Source organism: Vibrio panuliri (assembly GCF_009938205.1).
Lineage (GTDB): Bacteria > Pseudomonadota > Gammaproteobacteria > Enterobacterales > Vibrionaceae > Vibrio > Vibrio panuliri.
In genome coordinates this window covers 1,759,526-1,774,742 of the sequence record NZ_AP019654.1, presented here as the reverse complement: position 1 = coordinate 1,774,742, position 15,217 = coordinate 1,759,526, and the positions used below count along the sequence as shown (strand labels likewise).

Genomic DNA, 15,217 nt, shown 5'->3' with positions numbered 1-15,217 from the left:
AAATAACTGCTTAGGTTTGTTTGTGATATTAAATTTAAGTTTTGGGTGTCATTTGTGATTTAAATGAAAGGGAAAGCGATGCCTACGTGCAGAAAGGGAATAATAGTCTGCTCAATTTGTGATATTGAGAGTTCGGCAGCATTTGCGCTTCACAACAGATGACCAAACAGCGCACTAGCGCTCATTTTAGCTATTCTGATTTGCTTATTGCTAAGCAACTAGGCACATTAGCGTTTAGACAATTCAGCTCAAACTACCTTGCCTCCAGACTTTACTCTCGTGAAGTCTGGGGGCGTTTTGTTTAGTAAGAGGATGTCTTGTAAAAAGTACGGTAATGGTACTTTTTTGTTGTATGAGGACAGTATGAATATCAAACCCGAAATTACCCTTTCGTCACTTGATGTCGATAGGATTTACGACTTAATCGAGTCTTTGCCGCGCAATGCCGCTTCAACAGATCAGCTAGAAGCTGAGTTAGAGAGAGGGGTTATTGTTGCCCCAGAGCAATTACCACCAAATGTGGTCACAATGAACTCGCGGGTACGCTTTATCATTGAAGCAACCCAAAAGCAGTTTGAAATGACATTGGTGTATCCTAAAGACATGGATACTAATGGCGGTAAGATCTCAATTCTTGCTCCGATTGGCAGCGCACTACTTGGGTTGTCTGTTGGCGATACAATTCAGTGGCCTAAACCTGATGGCTTAAATGTTGATGTGACAATTCAAGAGATCACGTATCAACCTGAGCGTGAAGGGGAATACTCGCTCTAATGCTAATGCCCAAGTTAATCTTGGGCATTTTTGTTGCTGGTGCAGGCAAGCATATCTTGTCGTGAAGTTAGTTAATTATCGCTTATCTCTCCCCCGCGTTTATTAAGCGCTTTGCGCACTATCGCCTTTACCATGCCTTTAAAAATAAACAGATGCGCCGGCATCATCGCAAACCAATAGAGTAACCCTTTGAATCCTTGTGGATGCCACCATGCAGTGATATTGAGCGTGCGCTTGTCACCCAAATCATTGATAGTGAACTCTAGTCTCCCCAATCCGGGCCCTTGCATACCAAACAAGAGCGAGAGAAATTGATTGCGCTCGCAGCGAATTACTTTCCACGAATCAATAAAATCACCCACTTTGAGTTCAGGTCCTTCCGGCATGCGACGAAGAGGTTTACTTCCGCCAAAGAAAATATCGAGCCACTCACGCGTGCGCCACAGGATGTTAGCAAAGAAGTAGGGGTCTTGACGATTGCCTAAGGTTTTGATGACCTGCCAAAGTTCATCGGCGGACAATTGTGTTTCAATGTTGGCTCCAGTCTGTTTGGGGTAATAGCCATAGCCGGCTTGCCACCGCTTGAGTGCGGCAGGGTCAAATCCCCAAACGTTACTGCGCACAAACTTGCCTTCTTGTTCAATACTGGTTTTGACCATCTCTTCAAAGCCAATCATTTTCTGGGGGAAACGTTGCTCAAGCTCTGTTGAGTTGGCAATAAAATCATGTTCTAGCCCAGCAAGTAAAGCAGAGCCAATACTGGAAGGTACAGAGGTCACCATTCCCAGCCAGTATGACGCCATTTTCGGTGTGAGGAGCGACGTAGCATATAACCGATAAGGTCGCTGACTTGCTTGGCAGATGACTTTAAATTGCTCCCGATATGAGAGTGTATCCGGGCCGCCAGCTTCATAAAGTACGTTGCCGTCAGATGGGTTTTTGGCAAGTTCCAGCAGATAATGATTAAGGTTTGCTAGCGCGATTGGGTTGGCTTTGGAGTCGACCCATTTGGGGGTAATCAACGCGGGTAGGTTGTAAACAAAGTCGCGCATAATTTCAAAAGCCGCAGAGCCAGGGCCAATAATTACGCCAGCGCGAACTTCAGTAATGGCTACGCCACTTTGGCGCAGGATTTCCCCTGTCATCTTACGCGCTTGTAAATGCTCTGAATTGCCCGTCTGAGGTTGAATAGCACTAAGATAAATAACATGCTCGACATGGCTCTGCTGGAGCGCCGCCTTGAAGTTCTCGGCTAAGGATATTTCATAGTCAACAAAATCATACCCTTGCGCCATACCGTGAACGAGGAAGTAGACAATATCAAACTGAGGTACAAGTGCTAAGGTTGCTTGACGATCGGCAAGATCGAGATAGGTGAGCGTCAAATGAGAGTGGGGCAGAGTGCGCGCTTGCAGATAATCAATTTGCCGCGCAGCGGCTGTGACGTCGTAACCTTGAGCGCAGAGCTGAGGCAATAACTGTGAACCGATGTAACCTGACGCGCCGAGTACCAAAACTTTTTTCATCATCCACCTAAATGTATGTTCTTGTTTTTAATTGAGTATATAATGACCAGCTCAGTTGGCAATATAACCAATGAAATTAGTCGAGGTTGTTTTTGATGCTTTTGTCCCAAGTGATTTCCCATACCCGGGGTGACTTTGTTCGTCGCCTAATTTCCATCGCCCTGCCGATCACACTGCAAAGCATTATGTTTTCTAGCCGTAGCTTGGTTGATGTGCTTATGTTGGGACAGCTTGGTGAGGCTGAAATTGCCGCCGTAGGCGTCGCGGCGAGAGCAACGTTTGTGACTACGATTATGCTAGTTGGTGTCACCACGGGTGGGGCAATGCTAACCGCCCAGTACTGGGGCGCCGCAAATAAGCAAGGGGTGAGAGAAAGTACCGCGTTAACTTGGTTTATGGCGACCATCTTTGCGTTACTGAGTGTGTTGCTGTTCTTGATTTTTCCGAGTGAAATCATGGGGCTTACCACAGATTCTGAACTGGTTATGCAGCTAGGCAGCGAGTACTTGGTTATCTCGTCGGTTACCATGCTCGCGGTGGCATGTGTTGCCAGTATGGCGGTGGGACTGCGCGCGGTTCATCAACCTGGATTGAGTACATTCTTTAGCGGTATTGGTATCGCCTCGAACATTTTTCTTAACTGGGTGCTCATCTTTGGTAAGTTTGGTATGCCTGCACTGGGTATTAAAGGCGCCGCGATAGCAACGGTGATCAGTGGTGCTATTGAGGTGGGGTGCTTATATGGATACCTGCACTATAAAAAGCATCTATTGGCGTTTTCATTGTCAGATATTGCCGTCACACTCAAAGTAGATAAAGTGATTCGCTTCCTCAAACTCTCTATGCCGACAACGCTTAACTTTCTCGCATGGGCTGGTGGATTGTTTGCTTATCACGCCATCATGGGGCAATCAGGCGTACAAGGCTTGGCTGCGCTTTCGGTTATGACGCCGGTGGAATCGATTTCGCTGGCACTCTTAATTGGCATGGCGAATGCCTCAGCCGTGTTGATTGGCAATCAGATTGGTGCGAAAAAATATGACGAGGCGTATTACCAAGCCATTGGTATTATGTTTTTGAGTGTACTTGCGGCTATCGTTGTTGCGATTTTGCTATTTGTATGTCGAAACTTAGTACTGGATTCATTCAGTGCCTTAACACCAGAAACACGTGCGTTGACCGATAAATTTATCGTGGTACTCAGTTTAGGTTTAATTCTGCGTTGTATTCCCATGATGGCAATTGTTGGTGTGTTAAGAGCGGGTGGGGATGTTAAGTTCTGTCTCTATCAAGACATCGTTGCGCAGTGGATTATCGGAATTCCTTTAGCAGCAATAGCGGCTATCTATTGGGGATGGCAGCCTGAGGCGATTTATGTTCTGTTCCTAACCGAAGAAGTAGTGAAATGGGGTGGTTCAATTTATCGTGTTAGAAGTAAGAAATGGCTACGAAATTTGATTGAAAATTAGCAAGATAGTGCTTTTAATATGCTATCGATTGCTGGGGTTGTGATCGCGAGTCCAAAATGCTTCCTACCGGAGGCGATTTGGTGTAAATTCACAACCTTGATTTTCTAATTGTGAGCGATAGATGTTACGACTAACAGACCTATGTAAAGGCTATGTAGATGGTGGTGAATTTCACCCGGTTTTACAAGGTGCTGAGTTAACATTATCGCAAGGTCAGCAAATCGCATTAATGGGTGAGAGTGGTTCTGGTAAAAGTACACTGCTTAACCTGATTGCGGGACTAGACACCGTCGACTCCGGAGAAGTGGAGTTTCCTCATTTTTTAATGAGCCAAGAGACTGAAAGTAACCGAACCGCTTACCGTCGTAACAACATTGGTCTTATTTTCCAGCAGTTCAACCTTTTGCCTACCCTCAATATTGCCGATAACATCCGTTTTTGCCGCCAGTTAAAAGGTCTTCCTGAAGACCAAGGCTTATGGCGCCAGATTCTATCTGCGCTTGACTTGATGCCACTGTTAGGAAGATACCCAGAAGAAGTTTCCGGCGGGCAGCAACAGCGCGCTGCGATTGCTCGCGCATTGTATATGGAACCAAAGCTGCTGCTTGCGGATGAGCCGACGGGAAGTCTCGATGAGCGTAATGCTGAGGCTGTGATGCGTCTACTGACATCTTTGACCCGTCAACTTGAATGCACATTGTTGTTAGTGACTCACAGTGAAAAAGTCGCGCATCATATGGAAGGGCGCATCCGCCTTCAAGGAGGGCAATTGCATGTTATGGCCCGTAGTTAAAGCGTTACTCGGCCATTACAGACGTTACCCTTTTCAAATTCTTCTTGTATGGCTTGGCCTAACTCTTGGTGTTTCTCTGTTAGTTGGCGTTACGTCGATCAATGAACACGCGAAAGAGAGTTACCAACACGGCGAAAAACTGTTCTCCAATCCTTTGCCGCACCGCATTCGCCCCAAGCATGCCATTAATCACATCCCCCAAGGCTATTATATTCAGTTACGTCGTGATGGCTTTACTGAGTGCGCTCCGTTTACTTCAATCAACATTAGAACGGCGAAACGACTTGATTTGACGCTGGTAGGGATTGACCCTGTTGCGATGTTGGCGTTGGAGAAAAACATCTCATTAAAAGAGATCAATTCATTAGGTCTTATGAAGCCACCATATCCGATATTGGTGAGCCAAGACTTAGCCACGTATATGCGTTGGGAGAATGGTGATTCGATTCGCCTTGATGATGGTAGCGAATTGGGACCGATCGTTATCGAGCATGAGAACCATCTTAACGGTACGCGTATTTTCGCTGACATGGCGTTAGTACGTATGCTGGAGAAAAGCTCAGGAATTTCTTCCATTGCCTGTGCGGAAATGTCACCAGACAAGTTAGATAAGTTAGCAGAAACTTTGCCTCATGGTTTGTCATTGATGCGCAGTTCGCAAGCTGAGCTTATCTCCCTGACTCAAGCGTTTCACATGAACTTGAGTGCGATGGGAATGATGGCATTCCTTGTCGGTTTGTTTATTTTCTATCAAGCAATGTCTTTATCATTGACACAACGACAACCACTGGTTGGTATTCTTCGTCAAACCGGCGTGTCAGGGTGGTTATTAACACGAGCATTATTGCTTGAGCTGGCGGTGCTGGTTTTTGTCAGTTGGCTGTGTGGTAACGTACTTGGAATGTTGTTGGCAAATCAATTGATTCCGAGTGTCTCTGCGAGCTTGGAAGATTTGTATAACGCCAATGTGGGTCTTTCAATTCATTGGAGTCCTAAAGCCAGTTTATATAGCTTGGCAATGGGGCTGATTGGTGCGTTCGCTTCTTGTGCTTGGCCCTTAGTTCGTTTGCTTCGTACTCAACCGATTCGTTTAACAACACGCTTGTCGCTATTACGCTCGACTGGCGCGGAGTTTTCTATTCAAGCGATGATTGCCTGTGCACTGGCAGTTGCTGCAATAGCTATCTATCAAGCGCCGCAATCGCAAGAGTCGGGTTACGCGATCATCGCATTGATGCTGCTGAGCGTGGCATTGTTTACTCCGTTTCTGATTTGGCGGCTATTCACCAGTTTTAGTTACTCAATGCGTTGGGTGAAAGTGCGTTGGTTCTTCTCAGACGCAGCGGCAAGTATGAGTTATCGCGGCGTTGCTACGATGGCGTTTATGTTGGCGATGGCGGCCAATATCGGCATCGAGACAATGGTCGGCAGTTTCCGCGACACCACAGATAAATGGTTAAGCCAACGTTTGGCGGCTGACCTCTATATCCACCCGAACAGTAGCTCTGCTGCGCGATTGAGTTCTTGGTTATCGAAGCAACCGGAAGTGAAATCAGTATGGTGGCGATGGGAAAAAGAAACCTCGACGCCGAAAGGCTCACTACAAATTGTCAGTACTGGCGCGTCGGAAGGCGAGTTGAGTGCATTGACGGTCAAACTTGGCATTCCGAACTATTGGTATCATCTACATCACTCTAAAGGTGTGATGGTGAGCGAATCAATGGCGCTTAAGATGGGGATTCGCCCTGGCGACTATATCGACTTATATGGCAAGGCAGGGCAAGGCTGGCAAGTTGTAGGTGTCTACTATGATTATGGTAACCCTTATAATCAGGTGTTGATGTCCCATCGAAACTGGCTTTACAGTTTTGCCGGCAGCGGCTCAGTGGCTTTGGGTGCGGTATTACAAGAGGGTGTGGATAGTGAGGGACTCAAGCGCCGTATGGAATCGGTGTTTAGGTTAAGCTCAGAACGAATTTTTGATAATGGCAGTATTCATAAGCAAGCCATGTATGTGTTTGACCGTACTTTCTCAATTGCCGACACGTTGGGTAGCATAACCCTAGTGATTGCCGTATTCGGTATTTTCTTCTCTACGGTGGCAGGTGAGGTCGCAAGACAGCGGCATGTGTCTTTGCTGCGTTGCTTAGGAATGTCAGGTAAAGAGTTGATTATGATGGGCAGTCTACAACTGTTCGTATTTGGTGCGATTGCAATTATTGTGGCAATGCCACTGGGCTTAATGCTGGCGCATTTGGTGGTAGATATCGTTATTAAGCAGTCGTTTGGTTGGACGTTAGAGTTGCAATTTATCCCACAAGAATACGTCAATACTATTATGCTCGCGATGCTCTCTTTAGTGATTGCCGGTGCCATGCCTGTACTCAGATTAGTAAGAAACACCCCAATGAAATCGCTAAGGGATGCGTTGTAAATGAAGCAAAAGCCGGTAAAGAAATCATACACAAAGAAGTTAGTGACCAGCCTTGCTGTGGTTATTGGCTTGGCTTTTGCTGTGTTGCTCGCGGATTTTGGTCGAGATGAAGATGAGCAAACCAATAGCATTAACACGCAAGCGAACTTACTGTTTACCCAAACAACCAAAGAGTTCGCCGTTGTCACAGAAGATAAACCCGTTGCTTTGCCAAGAGATTTTGCCTTAGATCCCAGCTATCAACATGGTTGGTGGCATTTTTTCGCTAACGTTAAAGATGCTAATGGTGAGCGTTATGGTGTGCAATGGAGTTTTTTCCGTATTTCCAACAACCCGCAAGTAGTGTCAGGTTGGCAAAACTCACAACTCTATCTATCGCATATCGTGGTTTCCAACGAGAAGCACGTGTGGAAAGAGCAGCGCATTGCCCGTGGTGGCATTGGTCAAGCTGGTGTCGATACTGCACCTTTTAAAGTTTGGCTTGATAACTGGTCTTGGAGCTCATTAGGACGAACCCCGTTTCCGGGCGTGTTGTCGGTTGAAACCGATAACTTGAACTTAAAGCTCGATAGCGTGGCATCTGGCCCGTTTGTGCTGCCTGGCAATCGCGGGTATGTGATGAAAGGTAAGGTTGACCAATTAGCGTCGCACAACCTAACTGCACCATTTATCAAGGTCTCTGGAGAACTTGCGTTGGATGGTGGGCCTGCGTTTGAGATTGAAGGTCAAGCGTGGATGAGTAAAGAGTGGGGCAGTGGGTTGCTTAATACCGCTCAAATTGGCTGGGATTGGTTTGTGTTTCATTTGGATCATCAAACCACACTGTCAGTACATCATTATCGCTATCAAGACGCCGCTAACCACGCGGTTGCGACCTTGTCGACCAGTTCAGGCAAGGTTATCCCCATTTCTCAAGACGAAATTACGATTATCCCGATCCAAACTAGTCTATTAGCACGACATAAACCCATTCCGTTGGAGTGGATGATCAATATCCCCAAATATGACATCAGTTTAACCACTCAGGTGCAAAACTCTAATTTGTGGCTACCCTTTGTTATGCCGTATTGGGAAGGTCCAATACGAACCAGTGGCAGTCACAATAGCCAAGGTTTCATGCAACTCGCTGGTTATTAACGACGATAAAAAGATTCAATCTTAGTTTGTAACTCATTTGTGAAATGTTTCTAAGTTTCCTATCTTTTGAATAGATAATATCTGGAAATACTGTTTTAAAGCAGGGGTTTGTAGCACGTAAAGAATAAGTTATAAAATTGAATGCTGCGGAATATGCGTTCAATTTGCTCGTTTGTTTCGGAAATTCCGATGTTTAACCTCCGAACAAGCGATTTTTATCAATACAAGGATAGCTATACACTCTCGTTATTCTTTGTTCATCGTTAAGATAATAAGTATAAGGACGATCACATGAGTGATATTATTCGCGACTTCTTCAAGATGGAGTCTGCAGGGGGCGTGTTACTGGTTATTGCCGCAGCAATTGCAATGACTATCGCAAACTCACCATTAAACGAAACATACCAAGCCTTTTTACACACTTATGTTTTTGGTATGTCGGTTTCGCATTGGATCAACGATGGTCTAATGGCGGTCTTTTTCCTTCTGATTGGTCTAGAAGTGAAACGCGAGTTGCTTGAAGGTGCGCTAAAGTCGAAAGAGACAGCAATCTTTCCTGCGATAGCAGCGGTTGGTGGTATGCTTGCACCTGCACTGGTCTACTTGGCATTCAACATCAATGACCCAATGGCAATTCAAGGTTGGGCAATTCCAGCGGCGACTGATATCGCTTTTGCTTTGGGTATCATGGCGCTACTTGGTAGCCGTGTTCCAGTGAGCCTAAAGGTTTTCTTGCTGGCGTTGGCTATTATTGATGACTTAGGCGTTGTTGTTATTATCGCATTGTTCTATTCAGGTGATCTTTCAACGACTGCGTTGGCGATTGGTTTCGCGATGACAGCTTGCCTGTTTGTCTTGAACTCGCGTTCATGGACTAAGTTACTTCCTTACATGATTGTTGGCGCGATTCTATGGATTGCGGTTCTTAAGTCGGGTGTTCACGCAACACTTGCTGGTGTAGTTATTGGTTTTGCTATCCCGCTGAAAGGTAAGAAAGGCGAGAAGTCTCCGCTGAAACATATGGAACACGCTCTGCACCCATACGTAGCGTTTGGTATTTTGCCTCTATTTGCGTTTGCCAATGCAGGTATTTCACTAGAGGGTGTTTCTATCGAAGGTTTAACCTCGATGCTGCCTCTGGGTATTGCACTTGGTCTACTGGTTGGTAAGCCTTTGGGTATCTTCAGCTTCAGTTGGGTTGCGGTTAAGATGGGTATCGCTAAGCTGCCAGAGGGCATCGATATGCGTCATATATTTGCGGTATCAGTGCTGTGTGGTATTGGCTTTACTATGTCGATCTTTATTTCGTCACTGGCCTTTGGTCAAACCAATGTCGAGTTTGATACCTACGCCCGCTTGGGTATCTTGATGGGGTCGACAACCGCGGCAATATTGGGTTACTTCTTACTGCATATCTCGCTGCCTAAGACGAGCAAAGCAGTGAGCAAAGCTTAAATAAAAAAAACGCCTCGATAGTTCGAGGCGTTTTTGCATTTCGTTTCTATTACTCTATTTCTCTATAACGCTAAATATCGTCCACTCTTTGACAGGTTCCTGATCATAACCCACCACTGTTGCCGTCACTTTGCGGTTCTTCGCGTGGGAGAGCTCGTCATCACCGCTGGCTTCAAGATTGGTTTCTCCGTAACCGACGATAGTTACGCGGTCTGGTGTAACGCCATTATTCAACAGTTCCTGCTCGACTGCGATTGCACGTCGTTTTGAAAGCGCTAAGTTATACTCTGGAGCGCCAACGCTGCTGGCAAAGCCTTGCACTTCGATAGCAGTTTCCGGGAAACGCTCGAGAAAATCAGCCATGTTGCGAATTTGGTTCTCAAAGATTGGCGAAATCGTCGAAGAATCATTAGCAAACAGGATTCTAAGCTGCATTTCATCTTGTGTTTCAGCGATGATGCCACAGCCATCATTGTTAATTAGTGACCCCTCCGGTGTACTAATGCAGAGGTCGCGTGCATTTATAACCCCATCTCTATCATCATCAATAAGATCTGCAATCTGATTAGCATCGGGCGTGGCAATATAGTCGTATTCGTCACTTTCACTGTTGTTGGCAAAGGCGAGCTGAGTAACCGACATAGTCAGTAAAAGTGGCAGTAAAGTATTGGCTTGCTTCATTAGTAATCCACCTTTTCTGTCCATTCATTAGGAATTTCTACTAGTAAGGCATCGAGAAGATTACCCGTTGCGTTCATGACGCGGTATTTCGCATACTGCTCGGCATAGTGCGCGTCCAAATAATCTTTACGTGCTTGGAAGAGTTCATTTTCGGTATTGAGTAAGTCAAGAAGGGTTCGTTTGCCAATGCGGTACTGTTTCTCGTAGGCGATGACGGTCTCTGAGGCTGAATCAACGTGATCGGCAAGGAAGTTCTTTTGTTGCAAGGTGAGGTCGAGTGCGCTCCAAGATAGACGCAGGCTCTCTTCGACTTGACGATAGGTTGAATCGCGTAAATCTTTCGCTTTGTTAAGTTGGTACGCCGCACGTTCGGATAAGTCACTGTCACTGCCGCCATTGTACAAGTTGTATCTCAATCTCAGCATGGCGAGTGTTTCATCACTACGTCCTTCGTCACCGCCTGCATCATCTCGCCACGACTGACTCGCTTCAATTGAAATGGTGGGGTAAAAATTCCCCTTTGACTGTTTGTATTGATAACGAGCAGCATCAACATCAACTTTCGCAATTTGGATCACTGGATGCTTTTCATAAGCTTCATCCAGCGCCAGTGGGAGCGACAATGGCAGTTTTGATTCGTCGGCTCGTGGGTATATCAAACCAAGCGGTTCTTGTCCGACTAAGCGGCGAAATTGGGTGTGGGTATCAATCAAGTTGTTTTGTGCTGCAAGCAAGTTTCCGTGCGCTTTGGCTATACGCGCTTCGACTTGAGTGACGTCAGCGGTTGAACCAATACCGGAATCGGCGCGCTTTTTAATGTCGCGATAGATCTCTTTGTGAACAGCAAGGTTACTTTCTGACAGTGCGAGTACTTCGGTAGCTTTCACTGCATCCAAATACACTTCTGTCACCTTAAGTGCCATATCTGACGCGTCAGATAGAAGTTGCAAACGGATCGATTCAGCGTCCGCGCCGGTTCGGCTAATGTCATTAATCGTTGCGTTACCATCCCACAGAAGTTGAGTTAAGCTTAAGGTCGCTTCCTTTCGAGTGAGGTCGGTCTCCTCTCGAGAAGTGGAATCAGCAGGGTTGATGCCTTCATAACCAATCCCTGCGTCTAGGTCGATGCTTGGGAGGTAAGCTCCACCCGCAGCGTCATGCTCTTTTACCGCACTTTGATACTCGTTGTAGGCTTGTTTTACTTCTGGATTATTTTCCAAAGTTAGCGCAACAGCTTGCTCTAAAGTTTGAGCATTCAAATAGTTACTGGCTAATAGACCGCCAACCAGTATTGTCATTGTAATTCTCACGAGACTCTCCCTATTCGATGCAAATTGACAAGAGACGAATTTTTATGGTTTGGGTAAATCAATGTATTGCTTAAGTAAAGCCTAGTTGAGTGTTGAGAAAAGTAGAAATGTGAAAGTACTAAAAATGAGAAATATAAGCAGCTTGTGGTGAAATGACCCAACTTATTGCAGTGGGTTTGTAGAAAAGCCCTTAGTTTGACTTAGTGCATAAGTGCTAAATCTATTGGTGTCAGTGATACCATTACCTCAATGCCATATAGATAAGCTTAAGAGTGACATCGTTATCAAAATGCTAACGATAAGGCGAAAAATGAATAATTCACGATGCAATAGCATCTAGTGTGAAAAAACATTGCCAATAAATATCTAATTGTGATAATTTCCCGCGCAATCTCGGAAACAATCTGGGGGATACGCGAGCGTGCATTCGGGCTGAGTGACCACTCGTAGGGTAGGTATCGATAATCTCTTTATCGATAGACGGGATACTAATGTCGCGGCGGCGACATGTGAATGGGAAACCCAACATTGAAACCACATAACACAATCATTCAAATCAGCTTTGATCTACCTAAATGCCCTGTGCTTCAAAACAGCAGCATTACTGAGCCTTGATCCCTTTTTTTGATATGTAATCCATCGTAAAGATGGAATGGATTCTGCACGCCTAAAGCCTGCGGAAAGACTGTTTATCCCGCATGCCTATGGTTGTCGGGAGGTTACGTCTCAAAGGAATTATCATGAGCACAGCCTTTGAAGTCGATACGGAAAATATCGCAACCCATTTTTCAAGCCAAGTTCCTCTCAATGGGGAAGTTTATGATCTGACCTTAGATCAATTATTGCTTGAGCAAGAGTCACATGAATCTCAAGTTCGTTCTTATCCACGCCGTTTGCCTATTGCGATCAAAAAGGCCTATGGTGCACTTGTAGAAGATAGCCGAGGGCAAGTTTACCTTGATTGCTTAGCAGGAGCGGGGACATTAGCGCTCGGTTATAACCACAGTGAAATCAACCAAGCGCTAAAAGAACAACTCGATTCAGGCCTACCTTATCAAACCCTTGATATTACAACCCACGTAAAAAACACCTTTATTGAACGTGTCAAAGCGTTCCTTCCTGATGAACTCGCGCAAAACTCTGCGGTTCAATTTTGCGGCCCTTCTGGCGCTGATGCCGTTGAAGCGGCGATCAAACTCGCCAAGCAAACCACTGGTCGCAATAGCATGTTCGCTTTCCGTGGTGCGTACCATGGTATGACAAATGGCACAATGGGCATGATGGGCAATCTCAACACGAAAGCTCGTCGCACCGGTTTAATGTCTGATGTGCATTTTATGCCATTCCCTTACGATTTACGTTGTCCATTTGGGCTGGGTGGTTATGCCGGAGCGAAAGCTGGCATTCGTTATATCGAGCGTATGCTTGCAGATGATGAATCGGGGGTAATGAAGCCCGCAGCGATGATCGTTGAACCTGTTCAAGGCGAGGGAGGCGTTATTGCGGCGCCCGCGTTTTGGCTGCGTGAACTACGCAGAATCTGCGATGAGCATGGCATCCTACTTATCTTTGATGAAATTCAGTGTGGTGTTGGCAAGTCGGGATACCACTTTGCGTACGAAGAATCGGGCATTCAACCGGATATTTTATGTCTGTCTAAAGCGATCGGCGGCGGACTGCCGATGTCTCTTTTGGTGATTAATAAGCAATACGACACATGGTTGCCTGGCGAACACACAGGAACATTCCGTGGTAACCAGTTAGCCATGGTGTCTGGCGCCAAGGCATTGGAAATTATTGAACGAGACAACTTAGTTGAGCACGCAAATATTGCAGGTCAGTACTTGCGTCTTGGTCTTGAAGCGATTCAAAAACGAGTCAACTGTATTGCAGATGTTCGCGGGCGCGGCTTAATGCTCGGGATAGAAATATGCCAACCTAATGGTGAGCGCAACAAGTTTGGTGAACCTGCATCAGACGGGGAGTTAACGTTACGTATTCAGCGGGCAGCGCTGGAGCGGGGGTTGATAGTCGAAAAAGGTGGACGTGATGGTTCGGTGATTCGATTTCTGCCACCGCTGATTATTTCATTCGAGCAAATTGATTTTGCATTGCGAGTGATTGAGCAAGCGATCTCTGTAGCTGGTGGGGTTTCTCGTCAGGTAAATACCAGCAAAAACTGGCGTGAGCATTTTGTGCATACGGGGGCAAACGGCAGTGATCATTTCGTCAAAGCCATGAGTCGAACGAGCGCGGCTATGCAGCAGGTGATGGAGCATGTTGATGCGCCGTATTCGGGAATGGAGCCTAAAGTGCTCGAACAGGCGATTAACGCGGTTGATCTCGATAACTCCGTTCAGAGCTTAGGTAAAGTGATTGATGATACTGCACAGTTGGTAGCAAAAAACTCGATTATCGTTCAACACCCAAACTGTATTGCCCATTTGCACACGCCTCCTTTGATGCCGTCTATTGTTGCAGAAGCGATGATCGCGACGCTTAATCAATCCATGGATTCGTGGGATCAAGCCTCGGCTGCAACCTATGTTGAACAGCGCGTGGTGGATTGGATGTGCGAGAAGTATCAACTGGGTAATCAAGCCGATGGTATTTTCACGAGTGGTGGCACACAAAGTAATTTGATGGGGTTGCTGCTTGCGCGAGATTGGGTTGCAGATCAGCGTAATGGACACTCAGTTCAAAAGCAGGGTTTGCCAAGTTTTGCCGATAAACTGCGCATCCTCTGTTCGAAGAAATCACACTTTACGGTGCAAAAGTCTGCCTCGTTGCTGGGCTTAGGCGAACAGTCGGTGAGTTGTGTTGAATGTGAAAGCAATGGGGCTATCAAAACCGAAGCACTGCAAGCTGAAATTGTGTCACTCAAACAGCAGGGGTTGATTCCATTTGTTATTGTCGCAACCGCAGGGACCACTGACCACGGTGCGATTGATGACCTTGCTGCCATCGCAGAGATCGCCAAGCAGCATTCACTCTGGCTTCACGTTGATGCTGCCTACGGCGGCGCATTGATTCTTAGCCAACATAAGTCGCGACTTAATGGTATCGAACAAGCTGATTCATTGAGTGTTGACTTCCACAAACTGTTTTTCCAAACGGTGAGTTGTGGTGCGTTGCTCGTCAAAGATAACGCCCACTTTAAGTATCTGCTTCATCACGCCGATTACTTGAATCGAGAGCATGATGAGTTGCCTAACTTGGTCGATAAATCTATCGCCACCACCAAGCGTTTTGATGCACTTAAGGTCTTTATGACAATGCAAAGTGTCGGTCCTCGCATGCTGGGTGATATGTATGACCATTTGGTTGAGCAAACACAGCAGGTCGCTAACTTAGTTCGCAACAGTGAAGGTTTCGAACTACTCGCAGAACCGTCACTGACGACAGTGTTGTTCCGCGCGGTAAATAACAAGGTCACGGACTTAGACGCATTTAACCAATCACTCCGACTTGAGGCATTAACCCGAGGTGTCGCGGTATTGGGCGAAACAGTTGTGGCAGATAAAGCTGCACTGAAACTTACAATTTTGAACCCGTGTTTAGAGATGACAGATTTTACGGCTTTGTTTTGTGAGGTCGAATCTTTAGTGGTTGAGCTAGTTAAAAGAGGTAATTAAGAC

Annotated in this window: 10 protein-coding genes; 7 read left to right on the top strand and 3 right to left on the bottom strand. The window is 46.1% G+C overall.

From position 1 onward, the window contains the following. The first annotated feature begins 363 nt into the window (after positions 1 to 363). Positions 364 to 774, top strand: a complete 411-nt coding sequence (gene rnk, locus GZK95_RS08050) for a nucleoside diphosphate kinase regulator (RefSeq protein WP_075716032.1) — start codon at positions 364 to 366, stop codon at positions 772 to 774. 71 nt (positions 775 to 845) lie between these two features. Here rnk and GZK95_RS08045 read toward each other — a convergent pair whose 3' ends face one another. Then, entirely contained in the window at positions 846 to 2,300 is a 1,455-nt protein-coding gene (locus tag GZK95_RS08045; RefSeq protein ID WP_075716033.1) for a DUF2867 domain-containing protein, read from the bottom strand. Positions 2,301 to 2,395: 95 nt separating this feature from the next. Here GZK95_RS08045 and GZK95_RS08040 point away from each other — a divergent pair, with 95 nt between their 5' ends. The 5 genes from GZK95_RS08040 to nhaA all read left to right on the top strand — a co-directional run bounded on the left by GZK95_RS08040 (position 2,396) and on the right by nhaA (position 9,588). Continuing rightward, positions 2,396 to 3,769 (top strand): MATE family efflux transporter, encoded by a 1,374-nt coding sequence (locus GZK95_RS08040; protein WP_075716034.1) that lies wholly within the window; start codon positions 2,396 to 2,398, stop codon positions 3,767 to 3,769. A 121-nt stretch (positions 3,770 to 3,890) separates the two neighbouring features. After that, entirely contained in the window at positions 3,891 to 4,562 is a 672-nt protein-coding gene (locus GZK95_RS08035; RefSeq protein ID WP_075707549.1) for an ABC transporter ATP-binding protein, read from the top strand. After that, positions 4,543 to 6,996 carry an ABC transporter permease gene (locus tag GZK95_RS08030; RefSeq protein WP_075707547.1) on the top strand — a complete coding sequence of 818 codons (2,454 nt, stop codon included), beginning with the start codon at positions 4,543 to 4,545 and terminating at the stop codon, positions 6,994 to 6,996. Before GZK95_RS08035 ends, GZK95_RS08030 begins: the two co-directional genes overlap by 20 nt. Further along, entirely contained in the window at positions 6,997 to 8,133 is a 1,137-nt protein-coding gene (locus GZK95_RS08025) for a lipocalin-like domain-containing protein (protein ID WP_075716035.1), read from the top strand. A 291-nt stretch (positions 8,134 to 8,424) separates the two neighbouring features. Beyond that, on the top strand, positions 8,425 to 9,588 hold the full coding sequence (gene nhaA, locus GZK95_RS08020) for a Na+/H+ antiporter NhaA (RefSeq protein WP_075707545.1): 1,164 nt from the start codon (positions 8,425 to 8,427) through the stop codon (positions 9,586 to 9,588). Positions 9,589 to 9,642: 54 nt separating this feature from the next. On the opposite strand, the gene GZK95_RS08015 is transcribed toward nhaA, so the two are convergent. Both GZK95_RS08015 and GZK95_RS08010 read right to left on the bottom strand, forming a co-directional pair. Next, complete coding sequence (locus GZK95_RS08015) at positions 9,643 to 10,230, bottom strand: OmpA family protein (RefSeq protein ID WP_225624010.1); 588 nt, start codon at positions 10,228 to 10,230, stop codon at positions 9,643 to 9,645. A 38-nt stretch (positions 10,231 to 10,268) separates the two neighbouring features. Further along, positions 10,269 to 11,567 (bottom strand): TolC family outer membrane protein, encoded by a 1,299-nt coding sequence (locus GZK95_RS08010; RefSeq protein ID WP_075707541.1) that lies wholly within the window; start codon positions 11,565 to 11,567, stop codon positions 10,269 to 10,271. Positions 11,568 to 12,319: 752 nt separating this feature from the next. Between GZK95_RS08010 and GZK95_RS08005 the strand changes: the two genes are divergently transcribed. Next, a complete protein-coding gene (locus tag GZK95_RS08005) occupies positions 12,320 to 15,214 on the top strand; it encodes a pyridoxal phosphate-dependent class III aminotransferase (RefSeq protein WP_075716037.1) in 2,895 nt (964 codons plus the stop codon). The last annotated feature ends 3 nt before the right edge of the window (positions 15,215 to 15,217 follow it).

Excerpts from the sequence above, each read along its gene's own strand:
- GZK95_RS08035 (WP_075707549.1), top strand. The coding sequence starts at position 3,891 with ATGTTACGACTAACAGACCTATGTAAAGGCTATGTAGATGGTGGTGAA.
- GZK95_RS08025 (WP_075716035.1), top strand. The coding sequence starts at position 6,997 with ATGAAGCAAAAGCCGGTAAAGAAATCATACACAAAGAAGTTAGTGACC.
- GZK95_RS08030 (WP_075707547.1), top strand. The coding sequence starts at position 4,543 with ATGTTATGGCCCGTAGTTAAAGCGTTACTCGGCCATTACAGACGTTAC.
- GZK95_RS08045 (WP_075716033.1), bottom strand. The coding sequence starts at position 2,300 with ATGAAAAAAGTTTTGGTACTCGGCGCGTCAGGTTACATCGGTTCACAG.
- GZK95_RS08005 (WP_075716037.1), top strand. The coding sequence starts at position 12,320 with ATGAGCACAGCCTTTGAAGTCGATACGGAAAATATCGCAACCCATTTT.
- nhaA (WP_075707545.1), top strand. The coding sequence starts at position 8,425 with ATGAGTGATATTATTCGCGACTTCTTCAAGATGGAGTCTGCAGGGGGC.
- rnk (WP_075716032.1), top strand. The coding sequence starts at position 364 with ATGAATATCAAACCCGAAATTACCCTTTCGTCACTTGATGTCGATAGG.
- GZK95_RS08010 (WP_075707541.1), bottom strand. The coding sequence starts at position 11,567 with ATGACAATACTGGTTGGCGGTCTATTAGCCAGTAACTATTTGAATGCT.
- GZK95_RS08015 (WP_225624010.1), bottom strand. The coding sequence starts at position 10,230 with ATGTCGGTTACTCAGCTCGCCTTTGCCAACAACAGTGAAAGTGACGAA.
- GZK95_RS08040 (WP_075716034.1), top strand. The coding sequence starts at position 2,396 with ATGCTTTTGTCCCAAGTGATTTCCCATACCCGGGGTGACTTTGTTCGT.